19 protein-coding genes are annotated in these 21,267 nt (G+C 41.6%); 11 read left to right on the top strand and 8 right to left on the bottom strand.

The features are described 5' to 3' along the window. Positions 1–35: 35 nt before the first annotated feature. On the bottom strand, positions 36–2,054 hold the full coding sequence (locus G586_RS0105900) for a methyl-accepting chemotaxis protein (RefSeq protein WP_026527000.1): 2,019 nt from the start codon (positions 2,052–2,054) through the stop codon (positions 36–38). 281 nt (positions 2,055–2,335) lie between these two features. Between G586_RS0105900 and G586_RS0105895 the strand changes: the two genes are divergently transcribed. Beyond that, on the top strand, positions 2,336–4,366 hold the full coding sequence (locus G586_RS0105895) for a methyl-accepting chemotaxis protein (RefSeq protein ID WP_026526999.1): 2,031 nt from the start codon (positions 2,336–2,338) through the stop codon (positions 4,364–4,366). A gap of 144 nt (positions 4,367–4,510) precedes the next feature. After that, entirely contained in the window at positions 4,511–5,356 is an 846-nt protein-coding gene (locus tag G586_RS0105890) for a histidinol-phosphatase HisJ family protein (RefSeq protein ID WP_081674230.1), read from the top strand. An 86-nt stretch (positions 5,357–5,442) separates the two neighbouring features. On the opposite strand, the gene G586_RS0105885 is transcribed toward G586_RS0105890, so the two are convergent. After that, positions 5,443–7,470 carry a methyl-accepting chemotaxis protein gene (locus tag G586_RS0105885; RefSeq protein WP_026526997.1) on the bottom strand — a complete coding sequence of 676 codons (2,028 nt, stop codon included), beginning with the start codon at positions 7,468–7,470 and terminating at the stop codon, positions 5,443–5,445. A 28-nt stretch (positions 7,471–7,498) separates the two neighbouring features. After that, positions 7,499–7,735 carry a hypothetical protein gene (locus G586_RS0105880; RefSeq protein WP_026526996.1) on the bottom strand — a complete coding sequence of 79 codons (237 nt, stop codon included), beginning with the start codon at positions 7,733–7,735 and terminating at the stop codon, positions 7,499–7,501. A 176-nt stretch (positions 7,736–7,911) separates the two neighbouring features. Here G586_RS0105880 and G586_RS0105875 point away from each other — a divergent pair, with 176 nt between their 5' ends. From G586_RS0105875 to G586_RS24685, 9 genes are read left to right on the top strand one after another with little or no spacing between them, the layout of a single operon-like run. Then, positions 7,912–8,634 (top strand): GGDEF domain-containing protein, encoded by a 723-nt coding sequence (locus tag G586_RS0105875; RefSeq protein ID WP_026526995.1) that lies wholly within the window; start codon positions 7,912–7,914, stop codon positions 8,632–8,634. Between the two features lie 10 nt (positions 8,635–8,644). After that, entirely contained in the window at positions 8,645–9,142 is a 498-nt protein-coding gene (locus G586_RS0105870) for an RNA polymerase sigma factor (protein WP_026526994.1), read from the top strand. After that, positions 9,139–10,299 carry a transglutaminase domain-containing protein gene (locus G586_RS0105865; protein WP_051204597.1) on the top strand — a complete coding sequence of 387 codons (1,161 nt, stop codon included), beginning with the start codon at positions 9,139–9,141 and terminating at the stop codon, positions 10,297–10,299. The genes G586_RS0105870 and G586_RS0105865 overlap by 4 nt, the downstream gene beginning before the upstream one ends. A gap of 14 nt (positions 10,300–10,313) precedes the next feature. Then, on the top strand, positions 10,314–11,366 hold the full coding sequence (locus G586_RS0105860) for a type II secretion system F family protein (RefSeq protein ID WP_026526992.1): 1,053 nt from the start codon (positions 10,314–10,316) through the stop codon (positions 11,364–11,366). A 6-nt stretch (positions 11,367–11,372) separates the two neighbouring features. Beyond that, positions 11,373–11,729, top strand: coding sequence for a hypothetical protein (locus G586_RS0105855; RefSeq protein WP_026526991.1), 357 nt, complete (start codon positions 11,373–11,375; stop codon positions 11,727–11,729). Continuing rightward, positions 11,726–12,223, top strand: coding sequence for a DUF4860 domain-containing protein (locus G586_RS0105850; protein WP_026526990.1), 498 nt, complete (start codon positions 11,726–11,728; stop codon positions 12,221–12,223). The genes G586_RS0105855 and G586_RS0105850 overlap by 4 nt, the downstream gene beginning before the upstream one ends. Next, positions 12,220–12,810, top strand: a complete 591-nt coding sequence (locus G586_RS24690) for a hypothetical protein (protein WP_051204596.1) — start codon at positions 12,220–12,222, stop codon at positions 12,808–12,810. The genes G586_RS0105850 and G586_RS24690 overlap by 4 nt, the downstream gene beginning before the upstream one ends. Next, positions 12,800–13,216: a hypothetical protein gene (locus G586_RS0105840; RefSeq protein ID WP_026526989.1), complete on the top strand. Its 417-nt coding sequence runs from the start codon at positions 12,800–12,802 to the stop codon at positions 13,214–13,216. The genes G586_RS24690 and G586_RS0105840 overlap by 11 nt, the downstream gene beginning before the upstream one ends. 21 nt (positions 13,217–13,237) lie before the next feature. After that, complete coding sequence (locus G586_RS24685; protein WP_026526988.1) at positions 13,238–14,728, top strand: diguanylate cyclase; 1,491 nt, start codon at positions 13,238–13,240, stop codon at positions 14,726–14,728. Between the two features lie 64 nt (positions 14,729–14,792). On the opposite strand, the gene G586_RS0105830 is transcribed toward G586_RS24685, so the two are convergent. The 5 genes from G586_RS0105830 to G586_RS0105810 all read right to left on the bottom strand — a co-directional run bounded on the left by G586_RS0105830 (position 14,793) and on the right by G586_RS0105810 (position 21,149). Continuing rightward, positions 14,793–16,733: an ABC transporter ATP-binding protein gene (locus G586_RS0105830; protein ID WP_035772645.1), complete on the bottom strand. Its 1,941-nt coding sequence runs from the start codon at positions 16,731–16,733 to the stop codon at positions 14,793–14,795. Between the two features lie 21 nt (positions 16,734–16,754). Continuing rightward, a complete protein-coding gene (locus G586_RS0105825) occupies positions 16,755–18,500 on the bottom strand; it encodes an ABC transporter ATP-binding protein (RefSeq protein WP_026526986.1) in 1,746 nt (581 codons plus the stop codon). 112 nt (positions 18,501–18,612) lie between these two features. Next, positions 18,613–19,749: a DUF4317 domain-containing protein gene (locus tag G586_RS0105820; RefSeq protein WP_026526985.1), complete on the bottom strand. Its 1,137-nt coding sequence runs from the start codon at positions 19,747–19,749 to the stop codon at positions 18,613–18,615. A gap of 37 nt (positions 19,750–19,786) precedes the next feature. Continuing rightward, on the bottom strand, positions 19,787–20,386 hold the full coding sequence (gene fliY, locus G586_RS0105815; RefSeq protein ID WP_026526984.1) for a flagellar motor switch phosphatase FliY: 600 nt from the start codon (positions 20,384–20,386) through the stop codon (positions 19,787–19,789). Between the two features lie 112 nt (positions 20,387–20,498). Continuing rightward, positions 20,499–21,149 (bottom strand): HAD family hydrolase, encoded by a 651-nt coding sequence (locus G586_RS0105810; RefSeq protein WP_035772644.1) that lies wholly within the window; start codon positions 21,147–21,149, stop codon positions 20,499–20,501. Positions 21,150–21,267 lie beyond the last annotated feature (118 nt).

Raw genomic sequence — 21,267 nt, 5'->3', positions numbered from 1 at the left:
TGCATACCACCGTTCGAAAATACCTCACGGTGTACTTACTTAAAGAAGCTCATATCCTCCCTAAGTGTATCTGCAATTGCCTTTAAATCGTCAGCAGAGGATGCAAGCGTTGTAACTGTTGCAGAAAGCTCCTGCATTGATGCTCCTGTTTCCTCTGAGGAAGCTGCATTTTCTTCAGATATTGCAGACAGCGCACTCATTGTATCAACAACTGCATTCTTTGAAGAGTCGCAGGTCTCAGCTCCCTGGGAAATCAGGTCAACTCCGCCCACAGTACTTCCAATATCTTCAAGCATTCCGTTTACAGCCTCGAGAGTCTCACCAAGTGCAATCTGCTGATCCATATTGCCCTGTTTAACCTCTGCGGCTGCAGAAACAGCTGCATTACTCTGCTCAAGCAGAATATCCATCTCTCTTCTTATATCATCAGCCATCTGCTTGGAATCATCAGCAAGCTTTCCTATTTCTTCTGCAACAACCGCAAAGCCTTTTCCTGCTTCTCCGGCTCTTGCAGCCTCAATAGAAGCATTCAGTGACAGAAGGTTTGTCTGAGTTGCAATGGACGCAATACCCTCGACCTTGTCGTTGATATTGGATACCGCTTCCTGGGTTGCGGAAATGGTATTCGAAATATCATCAATCTTATTGGTCATATCAGAGGAAGATGCCTGCAGAGATTCCAGTGATCTGCTGGAAACTTCCGAAGCTTCCTTCATCTTCTGTGCTATTCCTGAGAGATTTCCGGTAGAGTTCTGAACATCCATAACCGCATCTCCGATCCTTCCAACATTCTCGGATGCACTCTGGATCTCGTCAGCCTGCTGTGTAGCACCTGATGCTATCTCCTGAACTGCATTGGAAACATCCTCAGCTGTCTGGGATATCTGATTAGCTGTATCAGAAAGCTCTTCAGATGACTGGGCAACACTTGACGCTGATTCTTTAATTCTTCCAACAATCTCAGAGAGCTTATTAAGAACTGAATTTGTATTTACCACCATATGGCCAAATTCGTCCTTTCTGCCGCCATGCTTCTCTATAACCGAGAATCTTCCGTCTGCAAGAGCAGCCAGCGAATCATTGACATCCTTCACAGGATCAACAAATGACTTAGCCATTAGTAATGAAATAACTACTGCAATAACCAGCATTATCACTCCAATGAGAATAACGATAAGTGCCGATTTTCTTGCGGATGCCATAACGACATTCATTCGTTCGGCACAGCTTATTACATATCCTGTCTGTTCGTTTTTGACAAATGCCACAATAGATTTAGATCCGCCATAATTTGATACATACACAGCATTTTGTTCTGTAGAAGTCATAAAGGGTGACTTACTGAGATCTGTCGGATCATCAGTCGCTGCTATCTCATAATCAGAATGGGCCGCAAGCACACCATCGGGAGCGACCAAAAACGCTTCGTTTCCTTCTGCTTCATCAACAAGGAGATTATGAAACTCATTCAGATCATAGTTTCTTTGTACAATTCCAACAACAGAACCATCATTACCGAAAATCGGGCAAGCCATGGTAATTTGTCTGATTCCTGTGGCTGTAGATACGATTACATTAGAAACTGCATTTTTTCCTGTCATAGCAGTCTTAAAATAATCCCTCTCTGACACATCAACCAGGTCTCCTTTGGTCCTTAGCACCTGCATTCCGTCAGCACCTGTAAGAACAGTCAGATTTCCATCTGCAAGCATTTCATCCACACCTGAAAGATACTTAAGAGCTCTTTCCCTATGATACTCATCATCCTGATTTTCCATAAAATCAGCTATTGCAGGAGACATTCCCACAGATTGAATGGTCTTAAAATTGTTGTTAATCACACCGTCGAATGTAGCCTGAATATACCAAGCCTGCCAGTCTACGCTATTCTCTGCATCAGTTATTGCCTTATTCGTAGAAGTCTTATAGCTGACACCAATTGATATTACCAGCGGAATGATAGTCACCGCCAGCATAACACCTATAAGTTTCGTTTTGATACTGTCCATAAAAGCAATCTTTCCCTGTCCGTCATTAACATTTACTTTAGCCATTATCTATGCCTCCTATCGACTAAAAAACATTTATCAGATTCCTAAAAATAACCATGAATTATCCACATATCATTTTCAAAATATCATCTTAAGAATATCACTCAAGCACGCCAAATAGGCCGTTTTTATTTTTTTTTCATAAACGTTATTCCGTTTTTATAATTAATATAAATAAACATTAAAATTTTTATTATAAATCGTTTATAATCAGCAAAACCTTGAATATTTTTTATATAATCATACAAATAAGTATTTCCTAAAAATATATATGGAGGTAGATTATGGCTAAGGAAACTATAAACAAGCAAAAGGCTGGTCCCAAGATCAGCTTCTCAAACAGTATTAGGACCAAGCTTATTGCAGCAATGCTTGGTGTAGCTCTTGTTCCGCTTTTAGTCGCTATTATTATAAGCTATAAGACTTCAACAGACAAAGCCATGGAGGACGCACAGGACTCCATGCAGTGGCAGGCCAGATACATCGAGGCGCAGTTTGCTGATCTTATAAATCAGAACATGGATATGATTCGTCAGGTTGGTGAGAACCCTACAATTCAGGCCTATATGGAATTTCCCGAGGCCGGCATTGGAGATGACGTCATAATGTCCACTCTTCAGGGCGTTGATGATGTCCTCTCAGATGGCAATGCCACTACTCTGACAGGTGGTGATGGTGTGCAGATCATGCGTACAGACGATGGTAAGCTTGTTGATGTACATGAGCGTGAGTATTTCCAGAACGCAATGAAAGGAACTCCATATGTTTCAGACGTAATCGTAAGTGCATCCACCGGCGCAAGACAGATTACCTTTGCCGCTCCTGTCATAGGTACATCAGGAGCTCCAATCGGTATCGTTCAGAGAAATTACAATCTTAGTGAATTCCATACATTCCTTGCAGGCGAATCAGAGGATGCCTTTATCACAGACAGAACCGGTCTGGTTGCAGCTCATTCCCAGTATGAAATTGGCGAGGGCGCCCATGAAGAAGAATCCAGAGCAACTTCCGAATTCATGGTTTCAGGTTTAGATTCCGGCTTCTACTTCGTTGATACAGGCAGAGGCTATGATGCTTATGTAGCTTATGTAAAAGAGCCCCAGACAAAATACACTATTTGCGTAGCCTCCAATTCTGTCAAGGTCCTTAGCACCGCAAGAAAAACAGCTTCTATCATCGTAGCCATCGGTATTGTAATGGCAATCATTGCCGCTGTTGTTTCTATATTGATGGGCCGCGCTTTCGTAAAGCCCATAAATGGAGTAAGCACTTCTCTTGAAGCTCTCGCAGATGGTCGATTTGAAAAAGTCGATGAAAAACGTCAGAGAAAAGATGAGTTCGGTATCATGATTGACAATACCAACTCTGTTATAGATAAGCTCAGTGAAATAGTTGGAAGCATTAAATCCAGCGCAAACAGCGTAGCTTCTTCATCGGAAGAACTGTCCGATATGGCAAATCAGATTTCACAGACCGCTGAAGACGTATCAAATGCAGTTCAGGAAATTGCATCAGGTGCTACACAGCAGGCAGACGAAATTCAGAGTGCATCAGAAAATGTCGGCAGAATCGGCGATGCAGTCGGAGATGTCCAAAGCTCTACAGGCAGTCTTTCCGATCTTGCGGGTAAGATGAAAGAAGCTTCAGAGGTTTCCAGCAGATCACTTGCTTCTCTTCAGGATTCTTCCGTCGAGATGACTGCAAAGATTGATGAAATCTCCAAAACAATAGCAGCTACTCAGGAAGCCGTTTCAAATATCAATGATAAGGTTGAAGGCATTTCTTCAATCGCAACGCAGACCAACCTCCTCTCACTTAATGCAAGTATTGAGGCCGCAAGAGCTGGTGAAGCAGGTAAGGGATTTGCAGTAGTTGCTGAAGAAATCGGTAAGCTTGCCGACGATTCCAAGGCAATGGCTGATGATATCAGAAAAGAAATGGATGTTCTTCTCGGACAGTCTCAGGCTGCGGTTCAGGCTGCAGAGGATGTCCGTCAGGGCAATAATGATCAGCAGATCGCTCTTGGTGAGACTCTCGATGCCGTAAACGGAATGCTTGGCGATATCGGCAGTACTGTAGGTGGTGTACAGCTCATCTCTCAGGGTGCTGACACCTGCGAATCCTCCAAGAATGCAGTTGTCGATACAATGAGTGCACTTTCAGCAATATCCGAAGAAAATGCCGCATCCTCAGAAGAAACAGGCGCCTCCATGCAGGAGCTTTCAGCTACTGTTACTACTCTTGCAGGATCAGCAAGCAGCCTCAAAGACATTGCCGAACAGCTTAATGCCGAGATGGAATTCTTCAAGTCATAACCTCCTAAAATATAAATCTAAATATTATTATCAAGACGGTGGCCGAAACGGTCACCGTCTTTTCATTTTATCGTTATATCGCATAAAAGATTATTTGGAAACTATGCAGTAAAAATGCTAAAATAGTACCCTGATATTTTATGAATGGAGAAAAACTTTATGGCACATAGTTTACCTGCTGATTTTCATATACATACACATCACTCCGGAGACTGTGAATCTCCCATGGAAAAAATTATAGAGAAAGCCCTCGAAAAAAAGCTTTCCGCGATCTGCATAACGGAACACATGGACATGGACTATCCTATAACACCTACGGAGCCTGAGGGACTTTTTGAAGTAGATACAGACGCATATCAGCGCGAACTGATATTATTCAAGGAAAAATATGCCGGAATAATAGATATCCATTTTGGCATTGAACTTGGTCTGCAACCTCATATTGTAGAGCGCAACAGGGAATACCTTGCAAAATATCCCTTTGACTTTGTCATTGGCTCAAACCATCTATGCCACGGAAAAGATCCCTACTACTCTTCTTTTTATGAAGGACGTAAGGAAAAAGAAGCTTTTATGGAATTCTTTGAATCAACATTGGAGAACATAACTCTGTTTGATGACTTTGACGTTTTAGGACACCTGGACTACCTTGTCCGCTACGCTCCAAACCTCAACAAAAATTACAGCTACAAAGATTATTCAGACATTATCGATGAGATTTTGAAAACACTAATAGCAAAAGAGAAGGGCCTCGATGTAAACACCAAAGCCCTTTATAGCGAACCCTCTCTTGGAGATTTGAATCCTTCAAAGGAAATCATTTCCCGCTTCCACGAATTGGGCGGCGAAATAATAACCTTCGGTTCCGACGCCCACAAACCCGATAACGTAGGCCTCGGCTTCGAAACCGCCGTAGAAATGGTGAAATCATGTGGCTTCAAACGCTACGCCGTATTCTCACAGCGAAAGCCCACCTTCCTTGATCTTTAATAGCCCGTACTTAAGGAAGTTCTGCTCTCGCTTCGCGCGCCAGAACTAAATTCGCATCTTCAACTCGAAAATGCCTCGCTGGATGCTTACTTAAAGAAAGCCATCTCGTTATTCAGCTTCTCAGCAACTTCCTTGAGGGAGTCAGCTGAGGATGCCAGAGTCGTAACTGTTGCGGAAAGCTCCTGCATTGAGGCGCCGGTTTCCTCTGAGGAAGCGGCGTTTTCTTCGGAAATGGCAGATAGTGAAGCCATCGCATCCGCAACTACATTCTTGGCATCTACACAGGTACCTGCGTCTGTTTCGATACTCTTAACACTTACAACAGTAGATGAAATATCCTCTATCATCGCATTGACACTCTGCACGGTAGTTCCAAGAACCTGCTGCTGTTCATCATTTTGCTTCTGAACCTCTGAAGCCATGGCAACGGCAGACTGTGACTCCGAAAGGAGAACATCCATCTCTCTTCTGATATCATCAGCCATATTCCTTGAATCATCCGCAAGCTTTCCGATTTCCTCAGCAACAACCGCAAAGCCTTTTCCTGCTTCACCGGCACGCGCTGCTTCGATTGAAGCATTGAGGGACAAAAGGTTTGTCTGGGAAGCGATAGATGCGATTCCCATAACCTTTTCATTTATATTCTCTACGGCCTGGCTTGTAGCACCAATCTTCTCAGTGATCTTACTTATACTCTGACTCATACTCTCTGAACTGTGCTGAAGATCCGCAAGACTCTGAGCTGACTCTGTACTGACTGACTGCATTCGTCCCGCAAGATTTGAAAGATCATCAGTACTGCTCTGAACATGTCCTGTGGCTTCGCCGATGTTGCCAACATTCTCAGTTACGCTTTGTATCTCGTCAGCCTGCTGGGTTGCACCCGATGCAATCTCCTGAACCGCCGTAGATACATCATCAGCTGTCTGGGAAATCTGATTAGACATATCAGCCAGCTCCTCAGACGAATTATTTACCGATATCGTCGAATCCTTAATACTGGAAACTATCGATCTTAATTTATCTATAACAGCATTTGTATTGTTAATGATGTCTCCAAATTCATCCTGTCTGTTTGTAAATTTCTCAATGCTTCTGAATTCACCTTCTGCGAGCCTGCTTACTGTATCATTTACTTCCTCAAGGGGCTTCGTGAAGGAATTAGCCATATTAAGTGATATAAGCGAAGCTACTACAAGCATTACTATTCCAAGGACAATACTTACTGTCGCACTTGTGATTGTCTGCTTCATTACCGTATTGTAATCAGCAACCGTGATAACTATCCAGCCTGTCTGAGGCTCCTTCTGGAAGGACATAACAACTTTCCTGCCGTTTGTCTTACCTATGTAGCTTCCGGAATCTGCCGACTGTGCCATCTGATAAATCTCGAGATGACTGAAATCCTGAAGGTCATTGGCATCAACTTCCCATCCTGAATGACCTATAACCTGTCCTGACGAATCAAGAATAAATGCTTCCTCTCCGGCAGATGTATCCACTGCACTTGCCAGGAAATCGTGCAGTGCATCAAGTGCATAACTCCTCTGTGCAGTACCTATGATCTGTCCTCCTGCATCCTTTATTCCTGTGATTATAAAAATTGTGGCGGACCCATTTGACTTTGAAGCATATACTTCAGAAATAAAGGTTTTACCATCCTTAATACATCTCTGGAAGTAATCTCTGTCTGCAATATTCTGAAGTTCACCGGATGATCTTACTACCTGATTACCATCCGGCTGGGTGAGAACTATTGAACTGTCACCCTGAAGTTCTGATTCCACATCCTGAAGCCAGAGCTGCATAGGCTCAATATCACGAAGCTCCTCAGATCTTTGCATGAAAGAAATCGTGCCCGGATTAGTTGCTATCGTCTCAAGTCCTATTACCATTTCTTCAATATATTGCATATAGGACTTTTCAACCACTCCTGCCTTATACATATTGATGTCTTTTGCATCGGCAAGAGATTTACTCATAGAGCTCTGATAATTGATAACCAGGATTATCACAAGCGGAACCATACAAATAAGTATCATCGTACTTATCAGCTTTGGCCTTACACTGGTTAATGAAAAGCCCTTTTTCTTCTCGTTATTGCTTTCAGCCATATAGCTACCTCCTCATAAGATATAACCTTTAAATATCCTTCTCAACAGTCAGAAAGCACTCCTCCGCCAGTTCCGTTTCTTTTTCGTAAAGAAGCTCCTTAAGTCCGAATATCCAAAACTTCTTTGGAAAGACCATAATCTGCTCTTTTGCGACACCAAGGCGAAGAAGCCTTTTTTGCAGCTGGGAGCACTCATCAATATAAAGATATATTCCCAATGCCAAAAATATTGCTAACAACAATAAAAATACAAACAAAACTATCATAGAATCACCTCAGCGTAATTATACTAAATTGCATTTAAATAATGTTTGATTTTCCGAATATTTTAGCCTAACTTTATCCTTAGTTTATAGTTAGAATATTTTTTTTGAATGTGTATCCCTTATAATATTTCTAAGTAAGAAAATATGCCATTTTATGCCATCAGAGGGGGATTTTGATGTCTTACAGGCCTAAACTCGTGAAGAAAATCTGCATTACAAAAGCTGTATTCATGGCAGTTTTCATTTTGCTTGCCTTAATATACTTTTTTATCCTCATCACTAATCAGGATCTTCGTAATTCCATTTGGGAAGAAAAGAGTTTTCTCATCTCATTTATTGTAATCTGGCTCTGCCTTTTGGCAGGATTTCTCTCTGTTTTCATGGATTTTGTTTTAATAAAGAAAAACCAGGATATGGTTCGGGATTTGAAAGATCTTTCATTTCTTGACAGACTTACCGGGCTTCCAAACAGATACAGCATTGACCGGATATCGCTTAAATACGATTCTCCTGAAAAGCTGTTTCATCTTGGCTGCGTTCTGATAGTGCTTGATAACTTAAAAGAGATAAATGAGAAATGCGGCAGAGGAAGCGGCGACAAAGTTATTTCGGATTTTTGCTCCATTCTGGAGTCTGTAGGAAGGCAATATGGTCTTATCGGAAGAAACAGCGGAAATGAGTTCCTGGTTGTAATCGAAAACTGTGACAAAAACATTATAGAACTATTCCTCGGAGATCTTGGAAGGCGCATACACAATCACAACACATTGTCAGACTGTCTTCCGATTGAGATCACATATTCAAGTGCACTTGGAGATGATAGTAGTGCAGAGCATTTCTATTCCATTATCACAAGTGCATACAAGAACTTTTCAGTAAACCCTAAAACTCTTACCTAAGGAGACGAGAATGCCTGCAAAAAAAGATTTGTCAAAAATTCCGGCTCTCGTCCTTGGAGCCTGGAATGATGATATAGAGTGTTTTTCCGCATTATATCTTCTCACCGTAGATGACACCTACAATTACTGCAGGCACATTCTAGGTGATGACAGAAGTGCGTCCTTTGCTGTTTGTGATGTTTATACAACAGCTTTGAAGAACATACTAAAGCTCAAAGACCCTTCTCTTTTCACCTCATGGATTAGAAGGATTGCTTTTGACATATGCTACGAGAAAGTAATAACCGATTCCCGGACTGATCTGTATTCATTACTTCATCCGGAGGAGCTTGAATCACTACCTTTTTCTGAAAAACAGATATTCTTCCTACACGATTTTGTAGGACTTCAGGAAAAGGATATTGCAAATGCTCTTCACATAACAAAGAAGCATGTTGAAAAATGCCTTGCAAGTTCAAGAGAACATATCCTCGAGCTAAGAAAACTGCAGGGTTCTGATAGCCTATGAATTATGTAAAAAACAAGAAAAACCAATTTCATATGGGCGAGGACCAGGTCACTCCCATACTGCTTGAGATTTTACATTCATCAGGCAAGGATACTGACTTTCTTGAAAAAGACGACAATATATTATCCTCTCTAGTAGATGGCAAAAGAGATCGTCCTTATTATATGCTTTCGGCTTGTATCAACATAAGCCTGATCATGCTGGTGGTCATTCTTTTGTCCCCAATATTACTGATCGTGCTTCCTCATGGCCTTGTTATTGATGAGGACAGATTACTCGCCGCAAAAGCCATGGCGAACAGAGAAGCCTATGATGTGTCAACTCTTGTAAAAGGAACGAGGGACAACACTCCTCTGTGTCTTAAACCTAAAAGCAGCGGGACGGTCGTTTACAAGAGTAACCTGGCTGTTGTGGATGCCTCTAACAGCTCTGAAGGTTACGTGATAATCCGCTACACCGGTGAGTCGCCGAAAGTTAAGCTGCGCATCACCGGCCCTGATGAAGTTGTATATACCTATGACCTGAAAACAGGCGGCGGTGAAGATGAAGTTTTTCCGCTACAGGCCGGGGACGGAGATTACCTGATATGTATTTACGAAAACCTTGTGGGAACCCAGTATGTAACAGCTTTTACACAGGAGATAAATGTCACATTAAATGATGAATTCCTGCCCTTCCTATATCCAAATCAATATGTTGATTTCAATGAGGGCAATCAGGCAATTGCATACAGCGAATACTTATCGTATACGGCGAACGGCGATCTTGATGTTGTATCCTCCGTGTACAACGCACTAATAAGCAGTATGACATATGACTACGAGGAAGCTGAAACCGTGCAGAGCGGCTACATTCCGGATATTGATGAAGTCCTGACAACAGGAAAAGGCATATGTCTCGATTATGCCGTTCTAATGACTGCCATGCTCAGATCGCAAAGAATTCCTACCCGAATGGAAGTAGGATATGCAGGCACAGCATACCATGCATGGATAAGCACTTATATAAAAGATATAGGCTGGGTCAACGGTATGATCCAATTCGATGGAAAAAAGTGGTCATTAATGGATCCAACCTTTGCTTCAACCACAGAAACAGAAAAGCTGAAATCCTTTATAGGTGACGGCGAAAACTATAAGACAAAATACATCTATTAAACCGGGAGACAAAGATGAAATCAAAGACTGGAAAACTTTTATCAGATTATGAGATCTCCGTTTTTTGCAGACAGATGGCACTGCTGATAAAGGCAGGAATTGCGCCTCTTGAAGGAATTGAAATCATGCTTCAGGATTTCAAGTTTGAAGATGACGACTCCACACTGCGGACTATTTCTCAGATTCTGAGCTCCGGAGAAAAATTCCATATTGCACTTCAGATGACCGGAGCCTTTCCAGGCTATGTAATTCACATGGTAACAATAGGTGAAGAGTCCGGAAATCTCGATCTGGTAATGGATTCTCTTGCGGATTACTACGAGCAGGAGGACGCAATACGAACCAACATCAGTAGTGCAATCTCCTATCCCCTCATAATGATCGGCATGATGATAGTTGTCATCATAGTCTTGATAACTCAGGTTCTGCCCATTTTCGGACAGGTATTTGCACAGCTCGGAACTGATATGAACAGCTTTTCAAGGACACTTGTAGCAATAGGAAATGCCCTGAATCGCTATTCCATAGTCTTCATATTACTGATGCTTATATTAACCTGCGGCTGCATATTCTTTATAAAAACCAAAAAGGGCCGTAATATCTTTCGTTCAATAGGAATGCATATTAAACCCATAAGAACCATTTACAACGAAATCGCAACTGCCAGATTCGCCAATGGAATGGTCCTTACGCTTTCAAGCGGCATGGATACTTATGAGGGCCTAAGGCTAGTCAGTAATCTCGTTGAATACAATGATATGATCGTCAAAATTGAAACCTGTCGTTCCCTCATAGCTTCCGGAGACAGCTTCCCCGAAGCAGTAAAAGAAGCCGGCATTTTCAATAAGTTCTACTCGAGGATGATAGCCATTGGCTTCCAGTCAGGTTCGATGGACACTGTTATGCAGCAGATAGCCAGAAAGTACTCGGAAACCACGCAGCGGAAAATGTATAATTTCGTATCCATCCTGGAGCCGACACTAGTCATAATACTCTCACTTATAGTGGGAATGATACTGCTTTCAGTGATATTACCCCTTATGGGTATCATGTCATCAATCGGATAATAATTTATGGAAGACCTGACACTTAAGAAACAGCAAAACTTAATACTGAGCCTTATCGGCTTTATTATTCCCACTCTTGTGATTATTTTTATCGTAGTCTTTTTCTACGTAGGTGTATCACAGATAAGCAAGAGCACGGCAAAAAAGCAGGAAGCCAGCCTTTATACAGCAATCGAAAGAGATATAGTGCAGTGCTACTCCATTGAAGGGATATATCCCCCAAGCCTCGAATATCTTGAGGAGCACTATGCTCTTGTTTACGACAAAAGTTTGTTTTATGTAGACTACAGACCCGTAGCATCCAACATTTATCCGGATGTCACCATTTTGCATGTTAGCAGAGGAGCATCATTCATAAAATGAAAAAGCAAATGGACAACAGACATACAGTGGATATGCTTTTTGTCATAGCTCTCCTCTTTCTTTTCGCGATGGGAGCTCTGATGCTTATTGCCCTGGGGTCCAGTATTTATAAGAGAAGTGTCTCCACACTGTCCGATAATTATGACAGGCGTACAGCCTATGCATATATAACCGAAAAACTCAGACAATATGATGCTGAGGGAAATATAAATACTGATATTTTTAACAAATCAGGAGCTCTCAGGATCGATACTACGATAGGCGCTGTGGATTATGTCACTTATCTGTATCAATACGAAGGTTCACTTATGGAGCTGTTTTCAAGAGCCGATGTGGAAAATCTGCTTCCTGAATCAGGGCAGCGCATCATGGATATAAATGATCTTGTCATCACCTCTAAGGGCGATGGTCTTCTGCTTATCACGATCACCCTTAGCGATGACGAAGAGCTTACTTTCATCACATCAAAACGATCGGGGACGGGAACAAGATGATGAACCATACACGCCATAGCAAAACGAGTCTCTTCCTTATGGAGCTCATCATATCGATCATGTTTTTCTCGATATCCGGGGCGATATGTATTCAATTATTTGTGAATGCCCACAGCCTTTCAGAGGAATCAATCGAGCTTAATAATTCTGTTTTGTGGACTCAGAATATTTCAGAGGTATTCCACGGATGCAAAGGTAACCTCCACGATATAGCTAACTTCTTTGCTGACAATTCAGTGGTTCTTGTCTCCTACGAGGACAACCCCGAGATAGGAACCATGGTCATGTATTTTGATGAAAACTGGAAGCTTATAGACTTTCCGTCACAAAATGATACTCTTCATAACGCAAAATACGAGCTTCTTTTATGCATAGTAAAGCTTCCTGCAAGTGAAATCTACGCAGATACAGAGGCCGATACATCCATTATGTCAGGTGATGCACTGCAAGGCGAAATAACAATTCTTGAAATGGATGATGAAACAGTAATTGATCAGATACCTGATAAAGATGATCCGGATATTATTTCAGACAGGTATACGGATTACTATATCGGAACAGCGGAGGTAATAGCTTATGAACCATAAACAGGTATACAGCACTCACATAGGAGCTGCATCCATACTTCTGATATTCTTGGTTCTCAGCCTTATATCTTTTGCTTCGCTTACTCTTGTAAATTCAAGAGCCGATTATGTACTAAGTAAAAAGATGCAGGAAAGATCCATAGCATATTATAACGCCTGCCATGAGGCCAATGGTTTTATAGCGGAAAATGAACCAAAATTCAGAAACATGTCGGCAATAGATTCAGATGCACAGGACATGATAAAAAAGAGCTTTACATTAAGTGAATTTCAGACACTTGATATAGCAATACAACCGAATTATTTAGAAAATACAGATTTTCCTTCCTACAGAATACTGGAATGGCGAGTTGTTACACACAATGAAGATGTTATATATGACGAAACACTTCCTGTAATGAAGTAACTGTTACAATGAGGCTATTTAATGAACGATACAGGTAAATCTCCGGTTTTCAACACCAGCCGGGAAAACAGAAAAATACTTGAATATTTTCATAAATGTAAGCCTTCTATCGAAGATACCAACCGTTACATGCTGAGAAAATCATGCATGTATATTTCCATGTGCCTTATTGCGATGATTTTCCTTGCAAAAGTGATCGTTCCGGATTTCCAGCTGAGCATTGCTCATTTTCTGCTAATCCCACTGCTTGCAATATATTTTCTTATAAACCTGTATACAAGAACACATCATAAGATAAGCTCCAAGCTTTCAGACGCGCTTTGCACCACCTTCTATTTTACGCTATTTATACTGTTTATCTTAAGAGACATGACCTCATATTCCAATCATCAATCTATGTGGTTCCCTCTCTACCTTGTCGTATTCCCCACGGTATACATTGCAAGAATGTATAAATACGGCTTGTTTGAACTGTCGCTTATTATTATTTTCTGCGTATCATCTTACTTTACGAAGCCTGTGGAAATATTCCACAGAGATGTTTATCTCGCGCTTGCTTCCTATGTCCTTTCTATGCTAAGCGCGCACATCATTCTTGAAGTCAGATCCGAAGAAGGGCTGGCTATTGAGGAGCTCACGAAAATAAGCACTATAGATAAGCTGACCTTTCTCCTGAATAAAGGTGCTCTTCTTTCTTCCATCAACAATTATTTTGATAGAAGAAAACCGGGCGAGCCTTGTGGAATGTGTATTATTGATGTTGATAATTTCAAACAGGTAAACGATAACTTCGGACACAATGTCGGCGATAAGCTGTTAGCAAGCATTGGAGACTTACTTAGAAAAAACTTCAGATCCTCAGATTACATCGGCAGATTTGGTGGCGATGAATTCATGGTATTTATGCCCGGAATAGCTCGTCTTGATATAGCAGAGATGCGCTGCCGTAGTTTGCAGATGATGATGACCGATCTTGATTTTGGAACAGGTCATCGTTTTTCGCTAAGTATTGGTGCCATCATTGATACCGGTGATCATCCCATGGGAGAAATATTCCGTATGGCTGATGATGCTCTCTATCAGTCAAAGATCATGGGCAAAAACTGCGTAAGTACATGGGTAGTCCCCAAAACAGAAGCCTTTGAGAAACCTCTCATTCTTCTCGCGAGCTCCAGGGACAATCCGCGGGCTTCTCTTTTGACAGAACGTGAATCCGATAAGTATTCAATAATCGAAACTCACAGCGGAGATACCGCTCTGACTTACATCAGCCAATATCATGAGATCTTAAAACTGATAATCCTCGACCTTGACATAGAAAAGGTGTCAGGTGATCAGGTTGTTCATTATATCAAAGATCGTGCCGGCTTCAACCACATTCCTGTCATCGCAGTTGCCACAGATAAGGACTCATTTATCGAAGCAAGAGAATCCGGCGCCGATAAAGTCTTCTTCGCAACCGATAAGGACGAAAAATATGAAGCCGCCATCCATGAACTTATGAACAGATAAGGTTTGCGAACAAAAAAGTCGGAACAGATGGATTCCTGTCCCGACTTTAGTTGTGTTATATAGTTTACGCGGATACCATCTCAGGCTTGTTACCTGTATAGAGCTGGTAATATCTCTTCTTAAGTTCAAGCAGTTCTTCGTGGGTTCCCATCTCGACTATTCTGCCCTGTTCAAGAACAACGATGCAGTCACTGTTCTTAACTGTTGAAAGTCTGTGAGCTATTACGAAGGTTGTACGACCATGCATCAGCTTATCCATGCCATCCTGTACGATTTTCTCGGTACGTGTATCGATAGAGCTTGTCGCCTCATCCAGAATAAGAACCGGCGGATTAGCTATAGCTGCTCTTGCGATTGCCAGGAGCTGTCTCTGACCCTGTGAAAGATTAGCGCCGTCACCTGTCAGCATTGTATTATAGCCTTCTGGAAGCCTCTTTATAAAGCTGTGCGCATTTGCAAGCTTAGCTGCTGCCTTAACTTCTTCATCAGTTGCATCCAGTTTTCCATAGCGGATATTCTCAGCAACCGTTCCCGTGAACAAATGTGTATCCTGGAGAACCATGCCGAGGGATTTTCTTAGGTCAGCCTTCTTGATCTTGTTAACATTGATGTTATCGTATCTGATCTTACCATCCTGAATATCATAAAATCTGTTGATGAGGTTTGTGATGGTAGTCTTACCTGCACCGGTGGATCCAACAAGTGCAACCTTCTGACCCGGCTTAGCATGAAGAAGAATGTTGTGAAGGACAATCTTTTCATCCGTATATCCAAAGTCCACATCATTGAAGGTTACATCACCCTCCATGGGCTGGTAGGTTGTTGTGTTGTCAGCCTTGTGATAGTGCTTCCATGCCCAACGTCCTGTGAATTCGGAAGACTCAACAATCTGTCCGTTTTCTTCCTTTGCATTAACAAGCATTACATAGCCTTCATCAGTCTCAGGTGTTTCATCAAGAAGATTGAAAATACGCTCTGCTCCGGCAAGTGCCATGATGATACTGTTAAACTGCATTGATACCTGGTTAATAGGCATTGAAAAGCTCTTATTAAAAGCAAGGAAGCTGGCAAGTCCGCCGACTGTAAAGCCAAAGTACTGATTAAGGGCAATAGCTCCACCAACGATTGCGCAAACCACGTAGCTCAAGTTACCGAGCTGTGCATTGATGGGTCCAAGAATACCTGAAAAAGTATTAGCCTTAAAAGCACTTTGATAAAGCTCTTCATTGAGAACGTCAAAGTTCTTTATTGTCTCTTCTTCATGACAGAACACCTTAATAACCTTCTGACCAGTCATCATCTCTTCGATATATCCGTTGAGAGCACCAAGATTTTTCTGCTGTGCAACGAAATTCTTACCGGAAGCCTTGGTTGCCTTGGCCGTAACAAAAAGCATAAATGCAACCATAATAAGTGTTACTATCGTAAGCGGCACGCTCAGGATAAACATTGAAACAAGTACACTGGCAATTGTAATTGCACTGTTTAACAGCTGCGGCATACTCATTCCGATCATCTGTCTCAAGGTATCGATATCATTGGTATAGATTGACATGATATCTCCATGAGCGTGAGTATCAAAATACTTGATAGGAAGAGATTCCATGTGGTTGAACACTTCAATTCTCAAATTTCTAAGTGTTCCCTGTCCAACGTAGATCATAAGTCTCGCCTGGACAAAAGCTGCAACAATACCGACTGCATAGAAAATGATCACATTGCCGATAGCTTTTGCAAGCGGGCCATAGTCAGGATTTGCCTGCCCCATGAGCGGTGTAATGTACACGTCGATAAGAGTCTTGGTAAACATTGTTCCCTGAACACTTGCCACAACTGACAGGATAATGCAAATCACAACCAGAACCATATGTATTCCGTAGTCTTTAAAAACGTAGGACATAAGTCTCTTAAAGAGTTTTCCGGGATTCTTTATCTTAGGTCTCGGGCCGCCTCTCATTCCTCTGGCTCCGGGTCCCCTAATTTCTTTAACTTTTTCTTCTGCCATATCTGTAAGCCTCCAAATTTATTACTTGCTATCAAAATCAGCATCACCGCTGCTGCCCACCTGAGATTCATAAACCTCACGGTAAATATCGTTATTCTTAAGCAGTTCATCATGTGTTCCAAAGCCGTTTATCATACCGTCATCCATTACAATAATTCTGTCGCATTCCTGAACACTTGATATTCTCTGTGCAATAATAAGCTTGGTTGTATTAGGAATCTCCTCAGCGAAAGCTTTTCTGATCTTTGCATCCGTTGCGGTATCAACTGCGCTTGTTGAATCATCGAGAATAAGTATTTTAGGCTTCTTAAGCAGTGCTCTTGCTATGCAAAGACGCTGTCTCTGACCACCGGAAACATTGGTACCACCCTGCTCGATATAGGTGTCATATCCATCGGGCATTTTCTCAATAAACTCATCTGCACAGGCCAGATGGCAGGCTCTTTTAATCTCCTCATCAGTAGCGTTCCTGTCACCCCAGCGAAGGTTCTCAGCGACAGTTCCGCTAAACAATACATTCTTCTGCAGAACTACCGAAACCTGATTTCGGAGAACCTCCATGTCATATTTTCTGACATCAATTCCGCCCACGCTTACGCTTCCCTTTGTAACGTCATAGAGGCGGCTGATAAGATTTACCAGTGATGATTTTGCGGAACCGGTTCCACCAATAATACCGATGGTCTCACCTGACTTAATATCAAGGTTTACATCCTTAAGAACGGGCTCTGTTCCGTCAACACTATATGAAAAGCTGACATTATCAAAAACTATGCTTCCATCCTTAACCTCCATAACAGGGTTGGAAGGATTAGCAATACTTGTCTCCTCATCAATCACTTCTGCGATACGTTTTGCACTTGCCTGTGACATTGTTATCATGACAAAGATCATTGAAAGCATCATAAGGCTCATGAGGATATTCATGCAGTATGTGAGAAGACTCATCATAGCTCCGGTCGTAAGTTCCTCAGCAACGATCATATGTGCACCGAACCAGCTGATAAGAAGAATACAGATGTAAACTGTTGCAGTCATTACCGGTCCGTTTAAGGTTACAACCTTCTCGGCCTTAACAAACATTTCAAAAATATTCAAAGCCGCAGTCTTAAACTTAGCCTTTTCATAGTCCTCACGTACATATGCCTTCACGACGCGAATGGCTGATACGTTTTCCTGCACACTCTCATTAAGTCTGTCGTATTTCTCAAATACCGCTTTGAAATACTTGGTAGCCTTGCTCATGATGAATGCAATAAAGCAGCCAAGACCGATTACAGCAATAAGATAAATGCTTGCGAGTCTGGCATTTATTACAAATGACATGATCAGTGCGATCACCATTGAAGCAGGAGCTCGCATTGCCATTCTAAGTATCATCTGATATGAATTCTGGATATTCGTGACATCGGTGGTAAGTCTTGTTACCAGTCCGGATGAAGAAAACTTATCTATGTTTGCAAAGGAAAAGGTCTGAATGTTATCAAACATCTTTTTCCTAAGGTTTCTGGCAAGACCTGTAGATGCCTTAGCACCAAAATAAGCACCGCCAAGACCTGCAAACAGACCAAACAGGGCAACAACTATCATCATTAATCCGGTACGCATGATATAGCCCATGTCCGCTCCGTTGATTCCAAGATCAACGATTCTTCCCATAAGAATGGGAATGATCATTTCCGCAATAACCTCACCTATCATACAGATAGGGGTAATGATACTCGGAAGTTTAAACTCATGTAACTCCCCTAAAATCTTTTTAACCATTTTTCACCTTCCTATCTTCAAATAAGAGAGCGTCTATGCGCTCTCTTAAAATTCAATTTTATAAAATTTAACCACAAAATCACTGGGTTAAGTAAGCAAAATCGTATATTAGTTACTTTATAAACGTCCTTACATTTACCCCGTTTACTTCAATATGATCGTCCACCGCGATAACCAGACATTGTCTGCCGTCTATTATCTTTGTCTCCACAAGATCGGTCCTGTCAGGAGCAACCTTAATGATTACATTCGGTGCCTCTATATCAAACTTCCTTGTATGCGCTATGTTGGTTGCAAGAAGCTGGCAATCCTCCTCTCCTACAACCTCCTCGTATTTCTTGTCAAAGAAGTCCATTCGCTCATCAGGTACGCCGCTATCCCTTAAAAGATGTCTTACATCCTCCTTAGTCAGCTCTAACGGCTCACTCTCGTCCTCATGATCTTCTATCATTGTTGCCAGATTATCATGGATGTTTTTCATCACATCATAATCAGCCTCTTCTCCTATAGCCTCCTGAACAAGTTCCTCAAACAGGTCCTTCTGGGCAGGCGCTGACATAGGCGGCTGTCCACCGAAAAGAGCCTGTATGAACTCGGGCTGTATATCATCCGCCTTCTTGGAGAAATAAAGCATGTTATGGATATCCGCATTTCTTTCTATAAAAGCTGGAAACAGGAATCCCTTGCCCGGATTCTTATCAACAATCCAGTCACGGATTCTGTCCTCTATATCATTGGTCTTTTCATTGTATCCAAGTGCTGCCTCCGAAAGCTTAACGGGGCATATGCTGCAGAGGATGTAATCGTAAATAGTATCGGAAGCATCCTCCATCTCAATTCCGTCTTTAGTCATTCCCGGAACGTCATAGACAGCATGTACGAGAATGATCAGGTAGTTCTCGCCATAAATATAATTGGCAATGATCTTTTCATAAAATTCATCGATCAGCGCATCATCCTCAAGATGCGAATCTCTCAGCCTCAGCAAAAACTCCTGAGTGCCCCCCTCTTCCTCCTGATCAATTGGGAATTCCAGGTTTATCAGAGTCTTACCAAATACACCGGAAAGAGTATGCTTGAAAATATCAAGGTATTTAAACATCTCTTCATCCGGTAAACTTTGAAACGCCTTGCGAAACACAAGGCGCTTGTTTTTTTCCCCATCAACATAACACCCGCAGATGTGATCAATAGTGCATCTGTCGGGTGTGAATTGTTTCCTTATTTCTAATACTTCTGCTTTGTTCATGTTAGCTGTTTTACCGATGTACTTTTCCCAAGTACACTTAATCCTTTGCCATAAATTTATCGCACATCTCGCGAGCAAACTGAACAGGATATAACTGAACCATCGTCGAATCGATCAGATCCTCAATAGTCATCTTGAAAGCTACCTTTATAAAATTATCATATTCCGTCTCAAAACTCTTTTCAAAAATCTTGACACTGTCAACATCTATTCTGTTAACCACCGGAGTGCTGATATCTGTAGGAACACTGAGCATCATTGAAAGAGATGTTGCTGCAGCGCCCATCATCTGGTTCATAGCCTCAGATGCTGCTGAAAGATGAAGATCTGAAATCTCGCAGGCAGTATTGGTACCATCACCGCCCATCATCAGATCCGTCATAACCTTGACATCATTCTCTTTAAGAATAAGAACGTTATTACCAGTCAATCCTTTTACATAGTGAATCTGAACAAAAATACAAGTGTTCTCATAATCATCCAGAGTTTCACTGCGCTTGATTACAGAAACATTAGGAGTAGTGATGTCTACCTTTTTGTTAACCATCATGCTAAGCGTTGTAGCAGAATTGCCCATACTGATATTAGCAATTTCTCCTAATATGTCTCTCTGTTCATTTGTAATTACCTGATCCATAAAGAACCCCTCGCTTCGTTATAATCAGTTTTTCATCGCTAGATATCACAGATATATTACTATTTTATGCCATTCAGTTCGGGGTGTAAAGGAAGTTTGAACCTATGATTTCTTAATTTTCTATAATATTTTTGAGGTCTAAAAGTGAACCAAGTTTCCTGTAATACAGCCCTTTTACCTCTTCCTCGTCATCATTCTGGTCAGGAATATATATTGTTTTTATGCCCGCGCTGCTTGCCGAACGCACACCGTTGGGTGCATCTTCAACAGCTATACAGTTTTCTTTCGGTACTCCGACCTGTTCACAGGCGTACAGATAAACGTCAGGTTTCGGTTTACCCTCTTTAACCATCGTCGCACAGCAGATCTTATCAAAATAAGAAAGAAGTCCTACCTTTTCAAGATATCTTGTGGCCCTCTCCTCATCTGTTGCGGTTGCTGTAGCAATGATGATATTGCGCTCTTTTAACCACTCAAGAATTTCACGTGCTCCTACTTTAAGTCCGATACCATCCCTTGCAATGATTTCTTCAAAGAGTATCTTTCTATAAGCTCGGGCCTCGTGATAATCAAAATCATCACCATACCATTCCTTAAACTGCAAAGGAGCAAAAGGTCTGCCCAGACTTCTTAATTGTAAACACTGCTCTCTCGTCATATGATATCCAAAGTGTTCAATAGTCTCGGGCCATATCTTCTGATAAATCTTCTCCGTGTCTATCAGGGTTCCATCCAGGTCAAAAAGTACTGCTTTTATCTCCATGTTTAAATCTCCGAACTTTTTTATATATAAATCAACAATTTTAATAATACCATCTGTACCGTGATTTTTTACAATTTTCTTTGATTATTTTTGTTTATTTATAGCGTTTTAATTTGAT

This window comes from Butyrivibrio sp. VCD2006 (genome assembly GCF_000423925.1).
Lineage (GTDB): Bacteria > Bacillota > Clostridia > Lachnospirales > Lachnospiraceae > Butyrivibrio.
Note: the sequence above shows the minus strand (reverse complement) of the source record. Positions and strands in the feature narration are given on the sequence as shown.

Bases quoted from the DNA above. Each gene is read 5' to 3' on its own strand.
- G586_RS0105900 (WP_026527000.1), bottom strand. From the start codon at position 2,054: ATGGCTAAAGTAAATGTTAATGACGGACAGGGAAAGATTGCTTTTATG.
- G586_RS0105895 (WP_026526999.1), top strand. From the start codon at position 2,336: ATGGCTAAGGAAACTATAAACAAGCAAAAGGCTGGTCCCAAGATCAGC.
- G586_RS0105890 (WP_081674230.1), top strand. From the start codon at position 4,511: ATGGAGAAAAACTTTATGGCACATAGTTTACCTGCTGATTTTCATATA.
- G586_RS0105885 (WP_026526997.1), bottom strand. From the start codon at position 7,470: ATGGCTGAAAGCAATAACGAGAAGAAAAAGGGCTTTTCATTAACCAGT.
- G586_RS0105880 (WP_026526996.1), bottom strand. From the start codon at position 7,735: ATGATAGTTTTGTTTGTATTTTTATTGTTGTTAGCAATATTTTTGGCA.
- G586_RS0105875 (WP_026526995.1), top strand. From the start codon at position 7,912: ATGTCTTACAGGCCTAAACTCGTGAAGAAAATCTGCATTACAAAAGCT.
- G586_RS0105870 (WP_026526994.1), top strand. From the start codon at position 8,645: ATGCCTGCAAAAAAAGATTTGTCAAAAATTCCGGCTCTCGTCCTTGGA.
- G586_RS0105865 (WP_051204597.1), top strand. From the start codon at position 9,139: ATGAATTATGTAAAAAACAAGAAAAACCAATTTCATATGGGCGAGGAC.
- G586_RS0105860 (WP_026526992.1), top strand. From the start codon at position 10,314: ATGAAATCAAAGACTGGAAAACTTTTATCAGATTATGAGATCTCCGTT.
- G586_RS0105855 (WP_026526991.1), top strand. From the start codon at position 11,373: ATGGAAGACCTGACACTTAAGAAACAGCAAAACTTAATACTGAGCCTT.
- G586_RS0105850 (WP_026526990.1), top strand. From the start codon at position 11,726: ATGAAAAAGCAAATGGACAACAGACATACAGTGGATATGCTTTTTGTC.
- G586_RS24690 (WP_051204596.1), top strand. From the start codon at position 12,220: ATGATGAACCATACACGCCATAGCAAAACGAGTCTCTTCCTTATGGAG.
- G586_RS0105840 (WP_026526989.1), top strand. From the start codon at position 12,800: ATGAACCATAAACAGGTATACAGCACTCACATAGGAGCTGCATCCATA.
- G586_RS24685 (WP_026526988.1), top strand. From the start codon at position 13,238: ATGAACGATACAGGTAAATCTCCGGTTTTCAACACCAGCCGGGAAAAC.
- G586_RS0105830 (WP_035772645.1), bottom strand. From the start codon at position 16,733: ATGGCAGAAGAAAAAGTTAAAGAAATTAGGGGACCCGGAGCCAGAGGA.
- G586_RS0105825 (WP_026526986.1), bottom strand. From the start codon at position 18,500: ATGGTTAAAAAGATTTTAGGGGAGTTACATGAGTTTAAACTTCCGAGT.
- G586_RS0105820 (WP_026526985.1), bottom strand. From the start codon at position 19,749: ATGAACAAAGCAGAAGTATTAGAAATAAGGAAACAATTCACACCCGAC.
- fliY (WP_026526984.1), bottom strand. From the start codon at position 20,386: ATGGATCAGGTAATTACAAATGAACAGAGAGACATATTAGGAGAAATT.
- G586_RS0105810 (WP_035772644.1), bottom strand. From the start codon at position 21,149: ATGGAGATAAAAGCAGTACTTTTTGACCTGGATGGAACCCTGATAGAC.